We start from the raw sequence: 12,759 nt of genomic DNA on the forward strand, positions 1-12,759 counted from the left end.
GCACTGGCCCTCGCCCTGGTGGGTTGTGAGAAGAAGTCCGCCCCGGCCCCCGCGCCCGCGCCCGCCACGCAAGAGGGTGGCGCCACGGCCGCTCCGCCGGGACCTCCGCCGGCGGGCAGCATCCTCATTGGCGAGGTGGGCAGCCTCACCGGCTCCGAGGCCACCTTCGGCATCTCCGCGCGCAACGGCATCGACCTGGCGCTGCAGGAGGCCAACGCCGCGGGAGGCGTGCGCGGCCAGAAGCTGGTGGTGCGCGTCTACGACAGCCAGGGCCGGCCGGAGGAAGGCGCCCAGGCCGCCACGCGCCTCATCGCGCAGGACAAGGTGGTGGCGCTGCTGGGTGAAGCCGCGTCGTCCGTGTCCATGGCCATGGCGGACAAGGCGCAGGCGGGCAAGGTGCCCATGATTACGCCCACCTCCACCAGCCCGGAGGTGACGAAGAAGGGCGACTACATCTTCCGCGTCTGCTTCATCGACCCGTTCCAGGGCCTGGTGATGGCGAAGTTCGCGCGGGAGAACCTGAAGCTGTCCAAGGTCGCGGTGCTCACGGACAACAAGAGCGCCTTCTCCGTGGGGCTGGCGGAGGTCTTCAACCAGAAGTTCAAGGAGTTCGGCGGCACCATCGTCGGCAACGAGAGCTACTCCAAGGGCGACACGGACTTCCGCGCGCAGCTCACGTCCATCAAGAACCTGAAGCCGGAGGCGGTGTTCGTCCCGGGCTACTACACGGACGTGGGCATCATCGCGAGGCAGGCGCGCGAGGTGGGCCTGCGCGTGCCGCTGCTGGGCGGTGACGGCTGGGACTCCGACAAGCTGTACGAGCTGGGCGGCTCCGCGCTGGAGGGCAGCTACTTCTCCAACCACTACTCGCCGGACAACCCGGACCCCGTCGTGCAGAACTTCCTGAAGACGTACAAGGCCGCTTACGGAGCCGTGCCGGACAGCGTGGCGGTGCTGGCGTACGACGCCGCGCGCCTGCTGGTGGATGCGATGAAGCGCGCGCCGGACACTTCGGGCCCCGCGCTGCGAGATGCCATCGCGTCCACGAAGGACTTCCCGGGCGTGGCGGGCACCATCAACCTGGACGCCAACCGCGACGCGGTGAAGCAGGCCGTGGTGATGAAGGTGGAGGGCGGCAAGGCGGTGTTCGTCACCACCGTGAAGCCCTGAGCCGCTTCCGGCCGCCCGTCCCCGGCGTCAGGGGATGGGCGACTGGATGATGTAGTAGATGGACTGGAAGTAGGTGTTGAGGGCCCGCAGCAGTTGGACGAGGAACGGCCAGCTCATCACGGTGAAGCCGAAGAACGCCGCCGTGATGACGCCGTACTCCGACATGGCCTGGCCACGCTGGAGGGCCTGCTTCAGGCTAGTGCGCGTCTTCTTCACCGGGCGCCTCCATCTTCGTGTCGCCGCCGCCCTTCTTTCCCGTGCGGCACTGGTTCATGCACTTGTCGCGCGCCTGGCCGGCGACCTTCATGCAGTAGGGGATGGCGTTCTTCGCCTTCTCCTTGCAGACCTTCTCGAACTTCGCCTTGTCGTCCGCGCAGCGGCGCTCGCAGCTGGGGCCAGCAGCCAAGGCCTGCGGGGCCCACAGCAGCGCGCCCACGCTCAGGGACAGGGCCAGGACCGGGTTCTTGAAACGCTTCATCACTCGTCACTCTCTCCGCGCCGCGTTCACGGCGCGGCCTGGGCCCGCATCAGGGACAGGTGGAAGTCCACCGACTGCTGCGCGGCGGGTTGCCTCAAGGTGGCCTGTCCGCGCAGCCCCGTGCGCGTCAGGCTCAGCTGGGTCTCCTGGAAGCCCTCCTCCTCACGGGCCTCCGTCACGCTCCAGCCCTGGTCGCGCAGTTGCGCGCGGTAGGCCTGCTCCGCTTCGGAGAGCGTGGTGTCAGGCACCCGGCCCGACACGGTGATGCTGGTGGCGCCCTCCATCCGCAGGGACAGGGACGCCACGTCCTGAAGGCCCCGGGGCACCGGGACGCCCGAGGGCACCCGGCCGGCGCGCTCCAGGTAGTTGCGCATGCGCGCCGAGGAGACGAAGACCAGGGTTTCGCCCCCCTGGTGCAGCGTGGACATCAGCCGCACCTCGTCATCCTTCGGGACCCAGTACCCCACGTAGCCGGCGTTGTCGTTGAAGCGCACGCCCACGACGGGCAGGCCCTCGTCCAGGATGACCTTGCGGTAGTGCTGCAGCACCTGGTCCGACGAGTCCTGCGTGGAGAACCACGCCACCGCGATGGGCGTGTCCGGCCCCAGGTAGTCCGCGGCCAGCGCCTCCGGGCGTCCGGCCTTGGGATAGGGCGGGAAGTACGTCAGCGTGCGGGCCAGGACGGCCTCGTCCCGCTTGGAGCGCGTGGGGCCGCTCTGCGCCGCCGTCGCCTCCTGGTCCAGTTCGTCCGCGGCCGCCTCCGCCCGCTCCAGCTCCGAGCGGGCGCCCCCGTAGCGCGCCTCCTCCATGCCCATGCCCATGAGGATGCCCGCCACCGCCACCGTCACCAGCACCGACGCGGTGCGGAAGGCGGGATGCGCGGTCAGCTTCTTCAGCACGACTCCGGATCCTTGCACCCCATGTACCACTCACCCCGCTGCCCGTGCTTGTAGGTGTTCTGGTTCTTGTCGTTGTCCCAGTCACGCCACTCCTGGTTGAAGTAGCGGGTGCTGCCCTCCTGGTCCACGGTGTTGGCCGGGGTCTGCATGTTGGCCAGGTGCGGGTGGATGGACACGTACGGGTTGTTGGGCGAGTCCTCGAACATGAAGAGCATGGCGCCGTCCAGCAGGTCCTGCGTCAGCGCGCTGCGGAAGTCCATCATGCTGCTCTTCATGGTCATGGCGCCGGTGACGTTCGAGTACACGTAGTCCACGCGCTCGTAGAACTCACCGCTGGAGTCCGACGGGGAGATGTCCGCGTCCTCCGTCAGCGCCCAGGTGTCGGTGATGATGCTCATGCGCTGTTCCTTGAGGAAGTACGCATTGCCGCCCGCGCTCATCTCGCCCTCCTTGCCCGCCTGGGCGTTCGAGTGGACGTTCCCCTCGCCCTTCCAGTTCTTCTTGGTCAGCTCCTTCTTGCTGAACTCCGGAAGGAACTGCTCGGGCAGCAGGTAGTTCTCCACCACCGCGCGGGCGGAGCACTCGATGTAGCCGCCGTTGGTGAACTGGCCCTGGTACTGGCCGGCCAGGCCGCCCAGCGACGCCGCGCCGGTGTCCGGCGCCTCGCACGTCACCTGCTTGGCCTTGTCGTTCATCCAGCACACGTGGGCGACGACCGCCAGGTGGTGGTCCAGGTCCTCGCAGTCCGCGTAGTTGCTGCCGGACATGGCGTCCGGCCGGTCGATGCCGGACTCGTGGTCGCAGTAGGTGAGGCGGGCGTTGTGCTGCACGTTGGAGCTGCCGCCCTGGGGGCCGCTGCCGCCGCCGCCGCTCTGCTTGAGCGCCTTGGTGTAGTCCTGCGTGGTGAAGTCCCAGATGGTCGTCACCGCGGCCTCCTGGGCATCCAGCGAGTAGCGCAGGAGGTCGTCCAGGAAGAGCGCGTACATGAAGATGGGGATGAGGACGATCATCGAGAGCGCCATCTCCACGGAGGCGGCGCCCCGGACGCGGCGGCTCTGCGGGTGCACGGCGCTCATAGGGCCAGGTCCTTGGCGCCCGCGAGGTCCGCCGCGTCGCTGTTGCCGGCGCGGTTGAGCACGCGCGAGGCTTCCTGCGCGGTGAACGGGTGCAGCTTCACGCGCCAGTAGGGGTTGAAGAGGCCCGGGGCCTCCTTCCAGCCGTTGGGGCCCAGGCGGTGGTAGTAGACGAGCGCCTTGGAGAGCGCCGCGCCTTCGCCGGGCGCCAGCTGCAGCTTTCCGTCGCCCTGGGCGCCGTGCGTGAGCGTGAAGGAGCCGGTGTCGTTGAGCTCCCACGGCGCCTTCTTCGGGTCACCCACGAAGAACTGCTTGGTGACGTAGCTGTAGACGTGCGGCTGGCCCCAGTCCGTGTCCGGGTTGTCGTCCGCGCGGAACTTCATGAAGCAGTTGCCGCTGGCCGTGCAGGACATCAGGTCCTTGGTGTTGATGCCCTTGAACTCGTCGTGCTGGCCGCTGTGGGCGCCGGAGGGCTCGTGGCTGCCGCCGTTCTCGCTGCTCTCCACCACGGCCTTGTAGGTGCCCACGCCGAAGCCGTGGCGCCACTGCGACAGGAGGGTGCCGTGCTCGTCCGCGACCACGACCTTGCCCTCGTTGCCGGTGACCTGGCCGGGGCCGTGGATGTTGCTCTTCGTCTGCGCGACCTTGGCCGTGCCCTGGTGGCCCATGATGACGTGCGTGCCCTCACCCGGGATGTCCTTGAGCAGGTCCTTGATGAAGTCGCTTTTGAAGTAGGTGGGCAGCCCGTTCATGATGACGGGCAGGCTGCGATTGGCGGCCCAGCTGGGGCGAGAGGCGTTGGAGATCTCCGTCATCACCTGGGCGCGGGCCTTGTTGCTGGAGTTGGCGCGCGAGCAGTTCATGCCATCCACCGCGCAGTCGAACTCCTCTCCGTTGAGCCCGCCCACGGACGAGTCGAGCGAGTTGGCGCCGGGGACGTTGTAGTCGGTCAGGTTCGACAGGTTCGCGGACTGTCCACCGCGCACGGCGCTGCGCGCCTTGCTGTGGGCGGACTTCTGCGAGTCATGGATGCTGTTCGCCATCTTGTTCAGGTCTTGGATGACCTTGTTGAACTTGTCCTCCACGTCCTTGACCTTGGAGTCGTAGTCGCTGGCCTTGGAGCTGTAGTCCATGGCGATCATCAGCGCTTCAATCGCGTCGAAGCAGTGCTGGAAGTTGTAGGGCGGGCACTGCGCCACCTCCAGGGCCGCGACGATGAAGAAGCTCATCTGCCCGGCGCGCATCATGTCGCCGGTGGCGCTGGCGGCGGCCATGTACGCGTGCGCGGACGTCATGCCCACGTAGGAGGACGCGATGGCCCGGTTGCTGGCCGCGTAGTAGTTGAGCGCGCGCGCCTCCACGACGCCCATGGAGTAGGCGAGCGCGTCGCTGTGCTGCTGCAGGCTCATCTTCTCCCGCAGGGCGTGGCTCAGGTTGAAGCTCAGCGTCGTCATCAACGCGAGCAGGAGGAACGACAGACACGCGAGCACCAGGGCCTGGCCCCGGTGGCGGCGCTTGGGCCGGGAGGCGGACCTCACGGTTCGAACGGGAAGATGCATTCGTTCTCCTCCGGAAGTTCCTTCTGGGTGAGGTAGATGTTGGAGTGCATCCGCATGATGTACGTGGCGCGGATGGGCAGGATGTAGAGCTTGTTGTCCGCCGCGGAGTCGTACTTGGACATCTTCTTGACGATGAACTCGTCGCGGTCCGAGTCCTTGCCCAGGCGCAAGACGTACGGCAGGTCCCGGCCGCGCGCGATGTTGTAGATGACCATGTCCGCGAACGGGATGGGCATGCGGTAGTTGAACGTCACCTGCACGCTCAGCTTGGTGCGCAGGCTGTCCGCCCAGCCGCCTTCTCCGGAGGCGACCTTCGGATCATCGAAGTCCATCTCCTTGTTGCCGTGGGAGCCGGAGCCCATGTTCCCCTTGAGGGGGCCGCAGATGGTGACCTCCGCGAACTTCAGGCCGGAGGCGTCGTTCATCTTGTTCTTGGAGATGTCCCCGGATTCGAACTTGGACTTGAAGTCACCGGCGCTGGTGATGGGCTTGATGATCTCCGCGCCCCCGCTGGCGGCCGTGCTCACCATGGGCAGCAGCACCGCCAGTGCGGCCTTCTCCATGGTGGGGATGTCCGCGTTGTGCAGGGAGCCGGCGCGCACGGCCTTGTAGGCCGCGTACTTCGTGAGGAGCCGCGCCTGGTGCATCAACCCCAGTTGGAGGATGCCCAGCAGCATGAACACGAACAGGGGCAAGACGATGGCCGTCTCCACCGCCGCCTGGCCTGATTCGTTGCCGCGCCTCATGCTTCGCCCCTGTACTGAAAATACCCCAAGGTGGGAGTCTTCCCGACCCATTGTGCCGTTACCATACCGCCCGTAGGTTCGGCGGGAATCGGCCAAGTGGCCGGGAATGCAGGCCCGGCCACCGGGCTTGCGGACATTATCGGGCCGGCCGGGGCCCTGGGTGCTTGACGCTGTGCGTATGCCATGGTTGGCACGGGCATTCGCGTTGAGACGCAGGGAGACGAATCGCATGAACTGGCACGTGGCGAAGCGAATGGGCGTGGTGCTGGCGGTGGCGTTGCTGGCGGCCTGCAGTGACGACGGCGAGGGCGGCGGCAAGACGGACGGAGGCACCACCTCCGATGGGGGCACCAACACCGGCAAGTCCCTGGGGCCGGGCCTGGGCCGTTCGAAGGACGACCCGACGGGGCAGGCCTTCGCGCTGCCGGCGGGGCTGACCCTGGAGAACCCCATCGTCGCCTACGTGCCGGAGAACCCCGAGGACTGCGACGACAAGTACTCGGACGAGGCCAATGGCACGGGCGAGGAGGTGCGGGTGTGCCTCATCTTCAACAACACCACGAGCACGCCCATCACCGTGACGCTGCCGCCGGGGCTCATCCTCAAGTCGACCAGCGACGACGTGCAGAACGGCATCATCGTGCAGACGGTCAGCATCGTGGTGCCGCCGGGTGAGCGCTACTTCGCCCCGCTGTTCGCCTACTGCGTCAACCAGGACCGCTCCACGACGGGCCTGGACGACCGGTATGAGCTGGGGCCCGCCGTCACGCACAAGGACTTCCAGGAGGTGTTCACGCTCCTGGCGGGCAAGAAGCTCACGCGTGAAGCCGCCGCTCGCGTCCAGACCGTGGTCCACCACGTGTCCCAGGGCGAGGGGCTGTCCGCCGCCGACCGCGCCACCCTGCAGAGCCTGTAGCCCCGCACCCGAGGTCCTTCGTCCGGCGGGCCTTCACCGCCGCCGGGCAATCTCCTGGATGAGCGCCACGTAGCGGCGCTGCTGGGGGTTGAGCTTGAAGGCCTTGCGGAGGGCATCCTCCGCGAGCGCCCACTGGCCCTCGCCCCGGGCCACGTCGCCCAGGAAGGCCCAGCCCTCTTCCAGGCCGGGCTCCTGGCGCGTCAGCTCCTGGAGCTCCTGGAGCACCAGCCGGCCGTGCGCCTCCGGCTTCATGAGGTAGCGCGCCCAGGCACGGTGGGCCTGGTACAGAGGCCGGGGGTCGATGTCGCAGGCGTATTCGAAGTACTCGAAGGCGCCCGCGAAGTTGCGCGCCTCCAGGCGCCGCTTGGCCTCGTCGAACTGGGTGGTGGCGTCCAGCAGGTCCGTGCGGATGCGGAACTGCTCCGCGGTGGAGGGCCGGCCGGTGTTGCTGCGCGCCTTCTCCCGGTGCGCCTGCCGGCGCTTCTTCCACAGCGCGTTCTGCTCCGGCTCCGACAGCAAGCCGTAGGCCCGCGCGTACGCGGCGAGCATCCCTTCCGCCTTCTCCTTCAGCTCCGAGGTCTGGAAGCGCAGCGGAGAGAAGCGGTCCGCGGCGGCGAGGAACGCCTTGCGCAGCGCCACCGGCTGCACGTCCTCCGGCACGTCCAACAGCGCGAACGGATCCAGGCCGCGGTGGTTGAGGAACGCGCCCACGAGCGCGTTGCGCGCGGCCTCGTCCTCGTCCGCGAAGGGCGTGCCGGACGGGGCCTGCGCCGGCACGGGCACCGGCGTGGAGACGGGCTCCGGGGCGGGCGCGGCGGCGGGGGCCTTGCGGGCCAGCTCCTCGGCTCTCGCGTCCGCGTCCTCCGCGAAGCCCGCCACGCCCAGCAGGCACAGCGCGTAGAGCCGGCGCAGCACGGAGTCCATCTCGAAGCCGGTGCGCTCCAGCAGCTCGTTGAAGGTGGGCCGCTGACGCAGGGCCTGGAACAGGCGCGCGTCCTTGGAGGACAGCTTGGGGGCGGACTCCACGCCGGGCATCTGCCCGAAGCGGCGGTCGTCCGTGAAGGTGAAGTGCGTGGCGACGGTGTCGAAGGGCAGCTGGGTGGAGACGCCCGTGAGGATGAGCTGCGCGGTGTTGGCGCGCACGGTGGCGTCCGGGTGCTCCACGTCCGCGATGAGGCGGTACTTCGCCTCCGTCCAGCGGAAGCAGTCCAACAGCTTGTGCGCCAGGTTCGCCTGGAGCTGCCTGTAGAGGTCGAAGGGGCTGATGAGCCCCTTCTGCACGAGCAGCCCGCCCAGCTGCATGCCCGAGGACACGCTCTCCGCCAGGGACTTCTGGTAGTCGCCTTCAGTCAGGCGGCCCTTCTCCACCAGGTACTTGCCCAGCGTCTCGTGCAGGAGGTTGGAGTTGCACCCCACCGGCGCGCCGTCCTCGAAGGTGATGCGCTTCTCGCGCTGGCGCACCTTGAGCTCCAGCGTGCAGGTGCGCTCCTCCACCATCAGCGCATGCAAGAGCAGCGGGAAGGGCGTGTCCGCCAGCAGGCCCTCGCGCTGGCGCAACACCTGGGACGGCAGGGGGAACATGCGCGGAAAGCCTACTACTACTCCGCGTCGTCGCCGCCCATGTCGTCCGCGGCGTAGGGCTCATCCTCATAGACGCCGTAGGGGCCGTAGGTGTCGTGAGTGGGCAGGAAGCGGGTCAGGTACGCCCCCACGCCCATGAACACCAGGGCCACGGCGGCGTACGTCAGCGGGCGGGACGGACGGGCGCGGTACGCCCACCAGCGGTCGCGGCGCTTCTGGAAGCGCGGGGCGATGGCGTACTCGCGCCAGGCGGCGTCGCGGGCGTCCTTTGCCTCGATGTCCAGCCCCTCCTTGTCCAGCGCGCGCGACAGGAGCACGCGCCCCTCCACGGAGCCCTGACGCACCTGGAGGAAGCGCTCCAGGGCCTCACGCGCGCCCTTGAAGTCGCCGCGCAGGAGGCGGAAGCGGCCGCGCTCCAGGTCGATGGCGCCCTGGCGGTAGTCGGCGTCCAGGCGCTCGGCCTCGGTGAGCAGCAGCTCGCCCCGGGGCGCGTCGCCCGCGCCCAGGTAGGCCACGCCCAGGAGGTAGAGGGTGTCCACGTCGTCGTCGCCCGCGTCCAGGTTGGGGCGCAGCAGGTCCACCGCCTCCTGGTAGCGCTTCTGGCCCACGCGGATGTCGGCCAGCTCCGCGCGGGCGCGGCGGTCGTGGGTGTTGGTGAGGATGGTGCCCGCGAGGTCTCCCGCGCGCTGCCACCGCTTGAAGGCGCGCATGGGGCTGGGCAGCACCTGCAACGTGAACCGGTCCGCCGCGAACAGCAGCACGGCCAGCAGCCCTAGGGACAGCAGCGGGCTGCCCGTCAGCATGGTGAGGCCCATCCACATGAACCACTTGGTCAGCACGGTCGACTCGTCCTTCCTGGATCCACCTACAGCAGCCGCGCGCAGATGGCGCTGTGCACGTCCGCCCCCCGCTCCGTCAGGGCCAGCCTGCGGCCATGACGCGTGGCGAAGCCGTGGGCCACCAGCCGCTCCACCTCCGCGCGCCGGGGCTCCACGGGCTGGCCGTATCGCTCACAGACGGCCTCCCAGTCCACCCCCGACACCAGGCGCAGGCCCATGCTCAGCCGCTCGGCGAAGAGCTCCTCGGGGCCCAGGTCCTCGCGGCTCGCCTCCGGGAGCCTCCCCTCCTCCACCGTGCGCAGGTAGGCCTCCGGGCTCCGGAGGTTCACGTAGCGGTGGGGCGTGGGGGACAGCAGCATGCCGGTGGCGCCAACGCCCAGGGCCAGGTACTCGCCGCCGGTCCAGTACAGCGCGTTGTGACGGGAGCCGAGGCCGGGGCGTGCGTGGTTGGAGACCTCGTAGCGGGTGAGCCCGTGCGCGCCGTACACGTCGCGCACCACCTGCGCCATGGCCACCACGTCGTCGTCCTCCGGCAGGGAGAGCTCGCCGCGGTCCAGTTGCTTGGACAGCGGCGTGGACTCCGCCAGGACCTCGCGCTCCACCGTCAGCGCGTAGGTGGACAGGTGCTCCGGCTCCAGCGCCACCGCGCGGCGTGCGTCCGCCTCCACCTGCGCGACCGTCTGGCCGTGCACGCCGTAGATGAAGTCCATCGCCACCACGGGGAAGTCCGCCTGGCGCGCCGCCGCCACCGCGCCCTCCACCATGGCGGCGTCGTGCGCGCGGCCCAGCGCCTTCAGCGTCTGAGGCTGGAAGGACTGCACGCCCAGCGACAGCCGGTTGATGCCCGCGGCGCGGTAGCCGGCGAAGCGCTCCGCGTCCGCGCGCTCCGGGTTGCCCTCCAGCGAGACTTCCAGGCCAGGGGCCAGCGACATGCGCGCGGCGATGCCCTCCAGCACGCGCGCCACGTGGCGGGGGTGCCACAGGGACGGCGTACCGCCGCCCAGGAAGAGGGACTCCAGCGGCTTCGTGCGCAGCGACGGGTCGGCGGCGAGCCGCGCATCCAGCTCCGCCAGCACCGCGTTCGCGTAGCGCTCCTCTGGCACCTGGCGCGCTACCGCCACCGCGAAGTCGCAGTAGGGGCACTTGGCCAGGCAGTACGGGAAGTGCAGGTACAGCCCGAAGCGGGCCGCCTGCATGCCCGTCAATGGGTCCGTGGGCGCGGCGAAGGACATGGAGGTCCAACCTCTACTTCAGAGCCTTCAATTGCGCTTCCAGCCGCGCCACCTTCGCCTTGGTGCTGGCAGCCGATTCGAGCGCTGCCTCGGCCGCCATCAGCTTGCGCTTCATGGAGGCCACGTCCGCCTTGAGCTGGTCGCGCTCCGCCGCTAGGTCCGCGGGTCCGTCCGCGCCGGCGGCAGGGGCCGCCGCGAGCTTCGCTTCGAGCGCCTGGCGGGCCGCCTGCTCCGCCTTGAGCGAAGCGCTGACCTGGGCGAGCCGGGCCTCCAGCGAGGCCTTCTCCGCCTGCCGCGTATCACCCGCCTGCGCCTGGGATTCGCCGAGCTTCGCCTCCAGCGCGGCCCGCTCCACGTGCTCCGCTTCGAGCGCGGCGCGAGCCTCCTCGAGTTGCGACTCCAGCGCCGCCTTCACGCCCTGCTCCTCCAGCAGCGTGACGTCGGACTGCGCGAGCTTCGCCTCCAGCAGCGCCTTCGCGTTCTGCTCCGACGTGAGCTTCGCTTCGAGCGCGGCCTTCGCCACGTCCAGGTCCTTCACGCGGGCCGCCTGCGCTTCGGCGACGCGCCGCTTGGACTCGGAGGCTTCCAGCGCGCCCTCCACCATCTTCACGCGCTGCTGGAGCCGGTCCACCTTGTCCGCTTCCGCGCGGGCCGCCTCCAGCTGCTCGCCGAGGGAGACCAGCTCATCGCGCTGGCCGTCATGTCCCGCGCTCAGCGCCTCGGCGCGGCCCTCGGCCTCGGCGGCCTGCACCCGGGCGTCCGCGATCTCGGCTTCCACCGCCTCACGGCGGGCGCGCTCCAGCGACAGCTCCTCCTGGGCCTTGGCGACCAGGGCCTGCTGGCGCTGCACCTCCGCCTCGCGCTGGCCCGCGGCCGTCTCCAGCATGGACACGCGCGCGGAGTAACCCACGCGCTCCGCCTGCGTGGTGGCGAGCTTGCGCTCCACGGCGGCCAGCTGCTGCTGGTGCGCCTCACGCTCGGTCTGCGAGGCCGTGGACTGGGCGGTGAGCTCCGCCAGCTGGGCCTCCAACGCCGCCGCCTTCGCCTCGGCCTCGTGGACCCGGACCTCGGCCTCGTGCACCGCTTCGCCGAGCGCCGCCGCGTCCGACTCCATCCGGTCGCGCAGCGAGACCTGTTCGACCTCCGCGGCCTCCAACACCTCGCGCAGGGAGGCCAGCTCCGACTCGGTCATGCGCGCGCGGACCTCCGCGGCCTCGACCTCCGAGCGCGCGGCTTCACGCGCCTGGGCGACCTCCGCCTCCAGCTCGCGCACGCGCGCCTGGACCCGGGCGACCTCCGCGGCGCGGCCCTCCAGGGCACTTCTGAGCGAGGGCAGCTCCGCGGCCTCCGCCGTGCGCGCGGTGAGCGCGGCGCGCAGACCCACCGCGTCCGCGTCCTTCAGCGCGAGCGCGCGCTCCAGCTCCGTCACCTGCGTCTGGAGCGTCTTGAGCCCGTCCTCCACCACCGCGAGCTGCCGGCGCGCGGCGTCCCGCTCGCCCTCCATCCCCTTCGCGTGGGTTTGCGCCTCCTCCAGCGAGCTGCGCGACCAGTCGCTTTCGCTCTCCAGGGCACCCATGGCGCCCTTCGCCTCCGAGAGCGCCGTCTCCAGCTGGCTGATGTTGAGCGCCTGCGCGTCGCGCTCGGTGGTCAGCCGCTCCACGTCCGCGAGCAGCGACTGGTACTGCTCCTGGACCGCCTCCAGCGCGCCCTGCGCCTCGGACTTGCCGGAGGCCAGCTCCGCCATGCGGTCCTGCGCGAGCCCCAGCGCCTCCTTCGCGCCGACCAGCTCCTCCGCCATCGCCCCGCGCGACTCGCGCTCGGCGTGGAGCTCCTCCGTCAGACGGGGGACCTCCGACTCCACCTCCGCCAGCGCGCGCGTGAGATCCTTGCGGTCCGCCTCCGACGCGGCGAGCTCCGCCTCCAGCGAGGCGACCTTCGCCTGGGCCAGCTTCAGCCGCTGCTCGTCCTGCGCGGACGGCGCCGGAGCACCGCCGCCGCCTTCCTTGCGCGCCTTCTCCAGCGAGGCCTTGAGCTGGGTGACTTCGCCCTCGCGCTCGGCGTACAGCGCGCGCGCCCGGGCCAGGGTCTCCGTCTTCTGCTTCAGGATGCCCCGGAAGAACTCCAGCTTCTCCTCCGGCGAGCCTCCCATGGGCAGCCGGGGCTCCGCGGGCTCCGCGAACGGGTCCCCCTTGCCGGGGCTGCGCGCCGCGGCCGCCGGGGACGGAGGCGTGGTCGTGGGCAACCCTCCACCCCCGATGGGCGCGGG

Annotated in this window: 12 protein-coding genes; 2 read left to right on the forward strand and 10 right to left on the reverse strand. The window is 70.0% G+C overall.

All coding sequences use genetic code 11. The features are described 5' to 3' along the window. Positions 1 to 3 precede the first annotated feature (3 nt). Positions 4 to 1,170, forward strand: a complete 1,167-nt coding sequence (locus tag D7V77_RS34720; protein WP_120580569.1) for an ABC transporter substrate-binding protein — start codon at positions 4 to 6, stop codon at positions 1,168 to 1,170. 27 nt (positions 1,171 to 1,197) lie between these two features. Here D7V77_RS34720 and D7V77_RS34725 read toward each other — a convergent pair whose 3' ends face one another. The 6 genes from D7V77_RS34725 to D7V77_RS34750 are packed head-to-tail and all read right to left on the reverse strand — an operon-like array spanning position 1,198 to position 5,925. Next, positions 1,198 to 1,386: a hypothetical protein gene (locus D7V77_RS34725; protein ID WP_120580559.1), complete on the reverse strand. Its 189-nt coding sequence runs from the start codon at positions 1,384 to 1,386 to the stop codon at positions 1,198 to 1,200. Beyond that, positions 1,367 to 1,648 (reverse strand): hypothetical protein, encoded by a 282-nt coding sequence (locus D7V77_RS34730; RefSeq protein ID WP_120580560.1) that lies wholly within the window; start codon positions 1,646 to 1,648, stop codon positions 1,367 to 1,369. The genes D7V77_RS34725 and D7V77_RS34730 overlap by 20 nt, the downstream gene beginning before the upstream one ends. 26 nt (positions 1,649 to 1,674) lie before the next feature. Continuing rightward, positions 1,675 to 2,547 (reverse strand): hypothetical protein, encoded by an 873-nt coding sequence (locus D7V77_RS34735; protein WP_120580561.1) that lies wholly within the window; start codon positions 2,545 to 2,547, stop codon positions 1,675 to 1,677. Continuing rightward, complete coding sequence (locus tag D7V77_RS34740; RefSeq protein WP_120580562.1) at positions 2,541 to 3,623, reverse strand: hypothetical protein; 1,083 nt, start codon at positions 3,621 to 3,623, stop codon at positions 2,541 to 2,543. Before D7V77_RS34740 ends, D7V77_RS34735 begins: the two co-directional genes overlap by 7 nt. Further along, a complete protein-coding gene (locus D7V77_RS34745; protein WP_306464234.1) occupies positions 3,620 to 5,158 on the reverse strand; it encodes a TadE/TadG family type IV pilus assembly protein in 1,539 nt (512 codons plus the stop codon). Before D7V77_RS34745 ends, D7V77_RS34740 begins: the two co-directional genes overlap by 4 nt. After that, on the reverse strand, positions 5,155 to 5,925 hold the full coding sequence (locus tag D7V77_RS34750) for a TadE/TadG family type IV pilus assembly protein (protein ID WP_120580564.1): 771 nt from the start codon (positions 5,923 to 5,925) through the stop codon (positions 5,155 to 5,157). The genes D7V77_RS34745 and D7V77_RS34750 overlap by 4 nt, the downstream gene beginning before the upstream one ends. A 229-nt stretch (positions 5,926 to 6,154) precedes the next feature. Between D7V77_RS34750 and D7V77_RS34755 the strand changes: the two genes are divergently transcribed. Then, on the forward strand, positions 6,155 to 6,841 hold the full coding sequence (locus D7V77_RS34755) for a hypothetical protein (RefSeq protein WP_120580565.1): 687 nt from the start codon (positions 6,155 to 6,157) through the stop codon (positions 6,839 to 6,841). A gap of 33 nt (positions 6,842 to 6,874) precedes the next feature. Here the strand turns inward: D7V77_RS34755 and D7V77_RS34760 are convergent, their stop codons facing one another. The 4 genes from D7V77_RS34760 to D7V77_RS34775 all read right to left on the reverse strand — a co-directional run. Then, positions 6,875 to 8,422: a DUF4388 domain-containing protein gene (locus tag D7V77_RS34760; RefSeq protein ID WP_120580566.1), complete on the reverse strand. Its 1,548-nt coding sequence runs from the start codon at positions 8,420 to 8,422 to the stop codon at positions 6,875 to 6,877. Positions 8,423 to 8,439: 17 nt separating this feature from the next. After that, positions 8,440 to 9,258 (reverse strand): hypothetical protein, encoded by an 819-nt coding sequence (locus D7V77_RS34765; protein ID WP_233597417.1) that lies wholly within the window; start codon positions 9,256 to 9,258, stop codon positions 8,440 to 8,442. A gap of 29 nt (positions 9,259 to 9,287) precedes the next feature. After that, positions 9,288 to 10,493, reverse strand: coding sequence for a radical SAM family heme chaperone HemW (hemW, locus tag D7V77_RS34770; protein ID WP_120580568.1), 1,206 nt, complete (start codon positions 10,491 to 10,493; stop codon positions 9,288 to 9,290). A gap of 13 nt (positions 10,494 to 10,506) precedes the next feature. After that, a partial coding sequence (locus tag D7V77_RS34775; protein WP_233597416.1) for a plectin 1 isoform 8 occupies positions 10,507 to 12,759 on the reverse strand: 2,253 nt, incomplete at its 5' end.

Origin of the sequence: Corallococcus sp. CA041A (assembly GCF_003612075.1) — a bacterium.
Lineage (GTDB): Bacteria > Myxococcota > Myxococcia > Myxococcales > Myxococcaceae > Corallococcus > Corallococcus exiguus.

Coding starts and splice junctions, on each gene's coding strand:
- hemW (WP_120580568.1), bottom strand. CDS start 10,493: ATGTCCTTCGCCGCGCCCACGGACCCATTGACGGGCATGCAGGCGGCC.
- D7V77_RS34755 (WP_120580565.1), top strand. CDS start 6,155: ATGAACTGGCACGTGGCGAAGCGAATGGGCGTGGTGCTGGCGGTGGCG.
- D7V77_RS34750 (WP_120580564.1), bottom strand. CDS start 5,925: ATGAGGCGCGGCAACGAATCAGGCCAGGCGGCGGTGGAGACGGCCATC.
- D7V77_RS34740 (WP_120580562.1), bottom strand. CDS start 3,623: ATGAGCGCCGTGCACCCGCAGAGCCGCCGCGTCCGGGGCGCCGCCTCC.
- D7V77_RS34730 (WP_120580560.1), bottom strand. CDS start 1,648: ATGAAGCGTTTCAAGAACCCGGTCCTGGCCCTGTCCCTGAGCGTGGGC.
- D7V77_RS34760 (WP_120580566.1), bottom strand. CDS start 8,422: ATGTTCCCCCTGCCGTCCCAGGTGTTGCGCCAGCGCGAGGGCCTGCTG.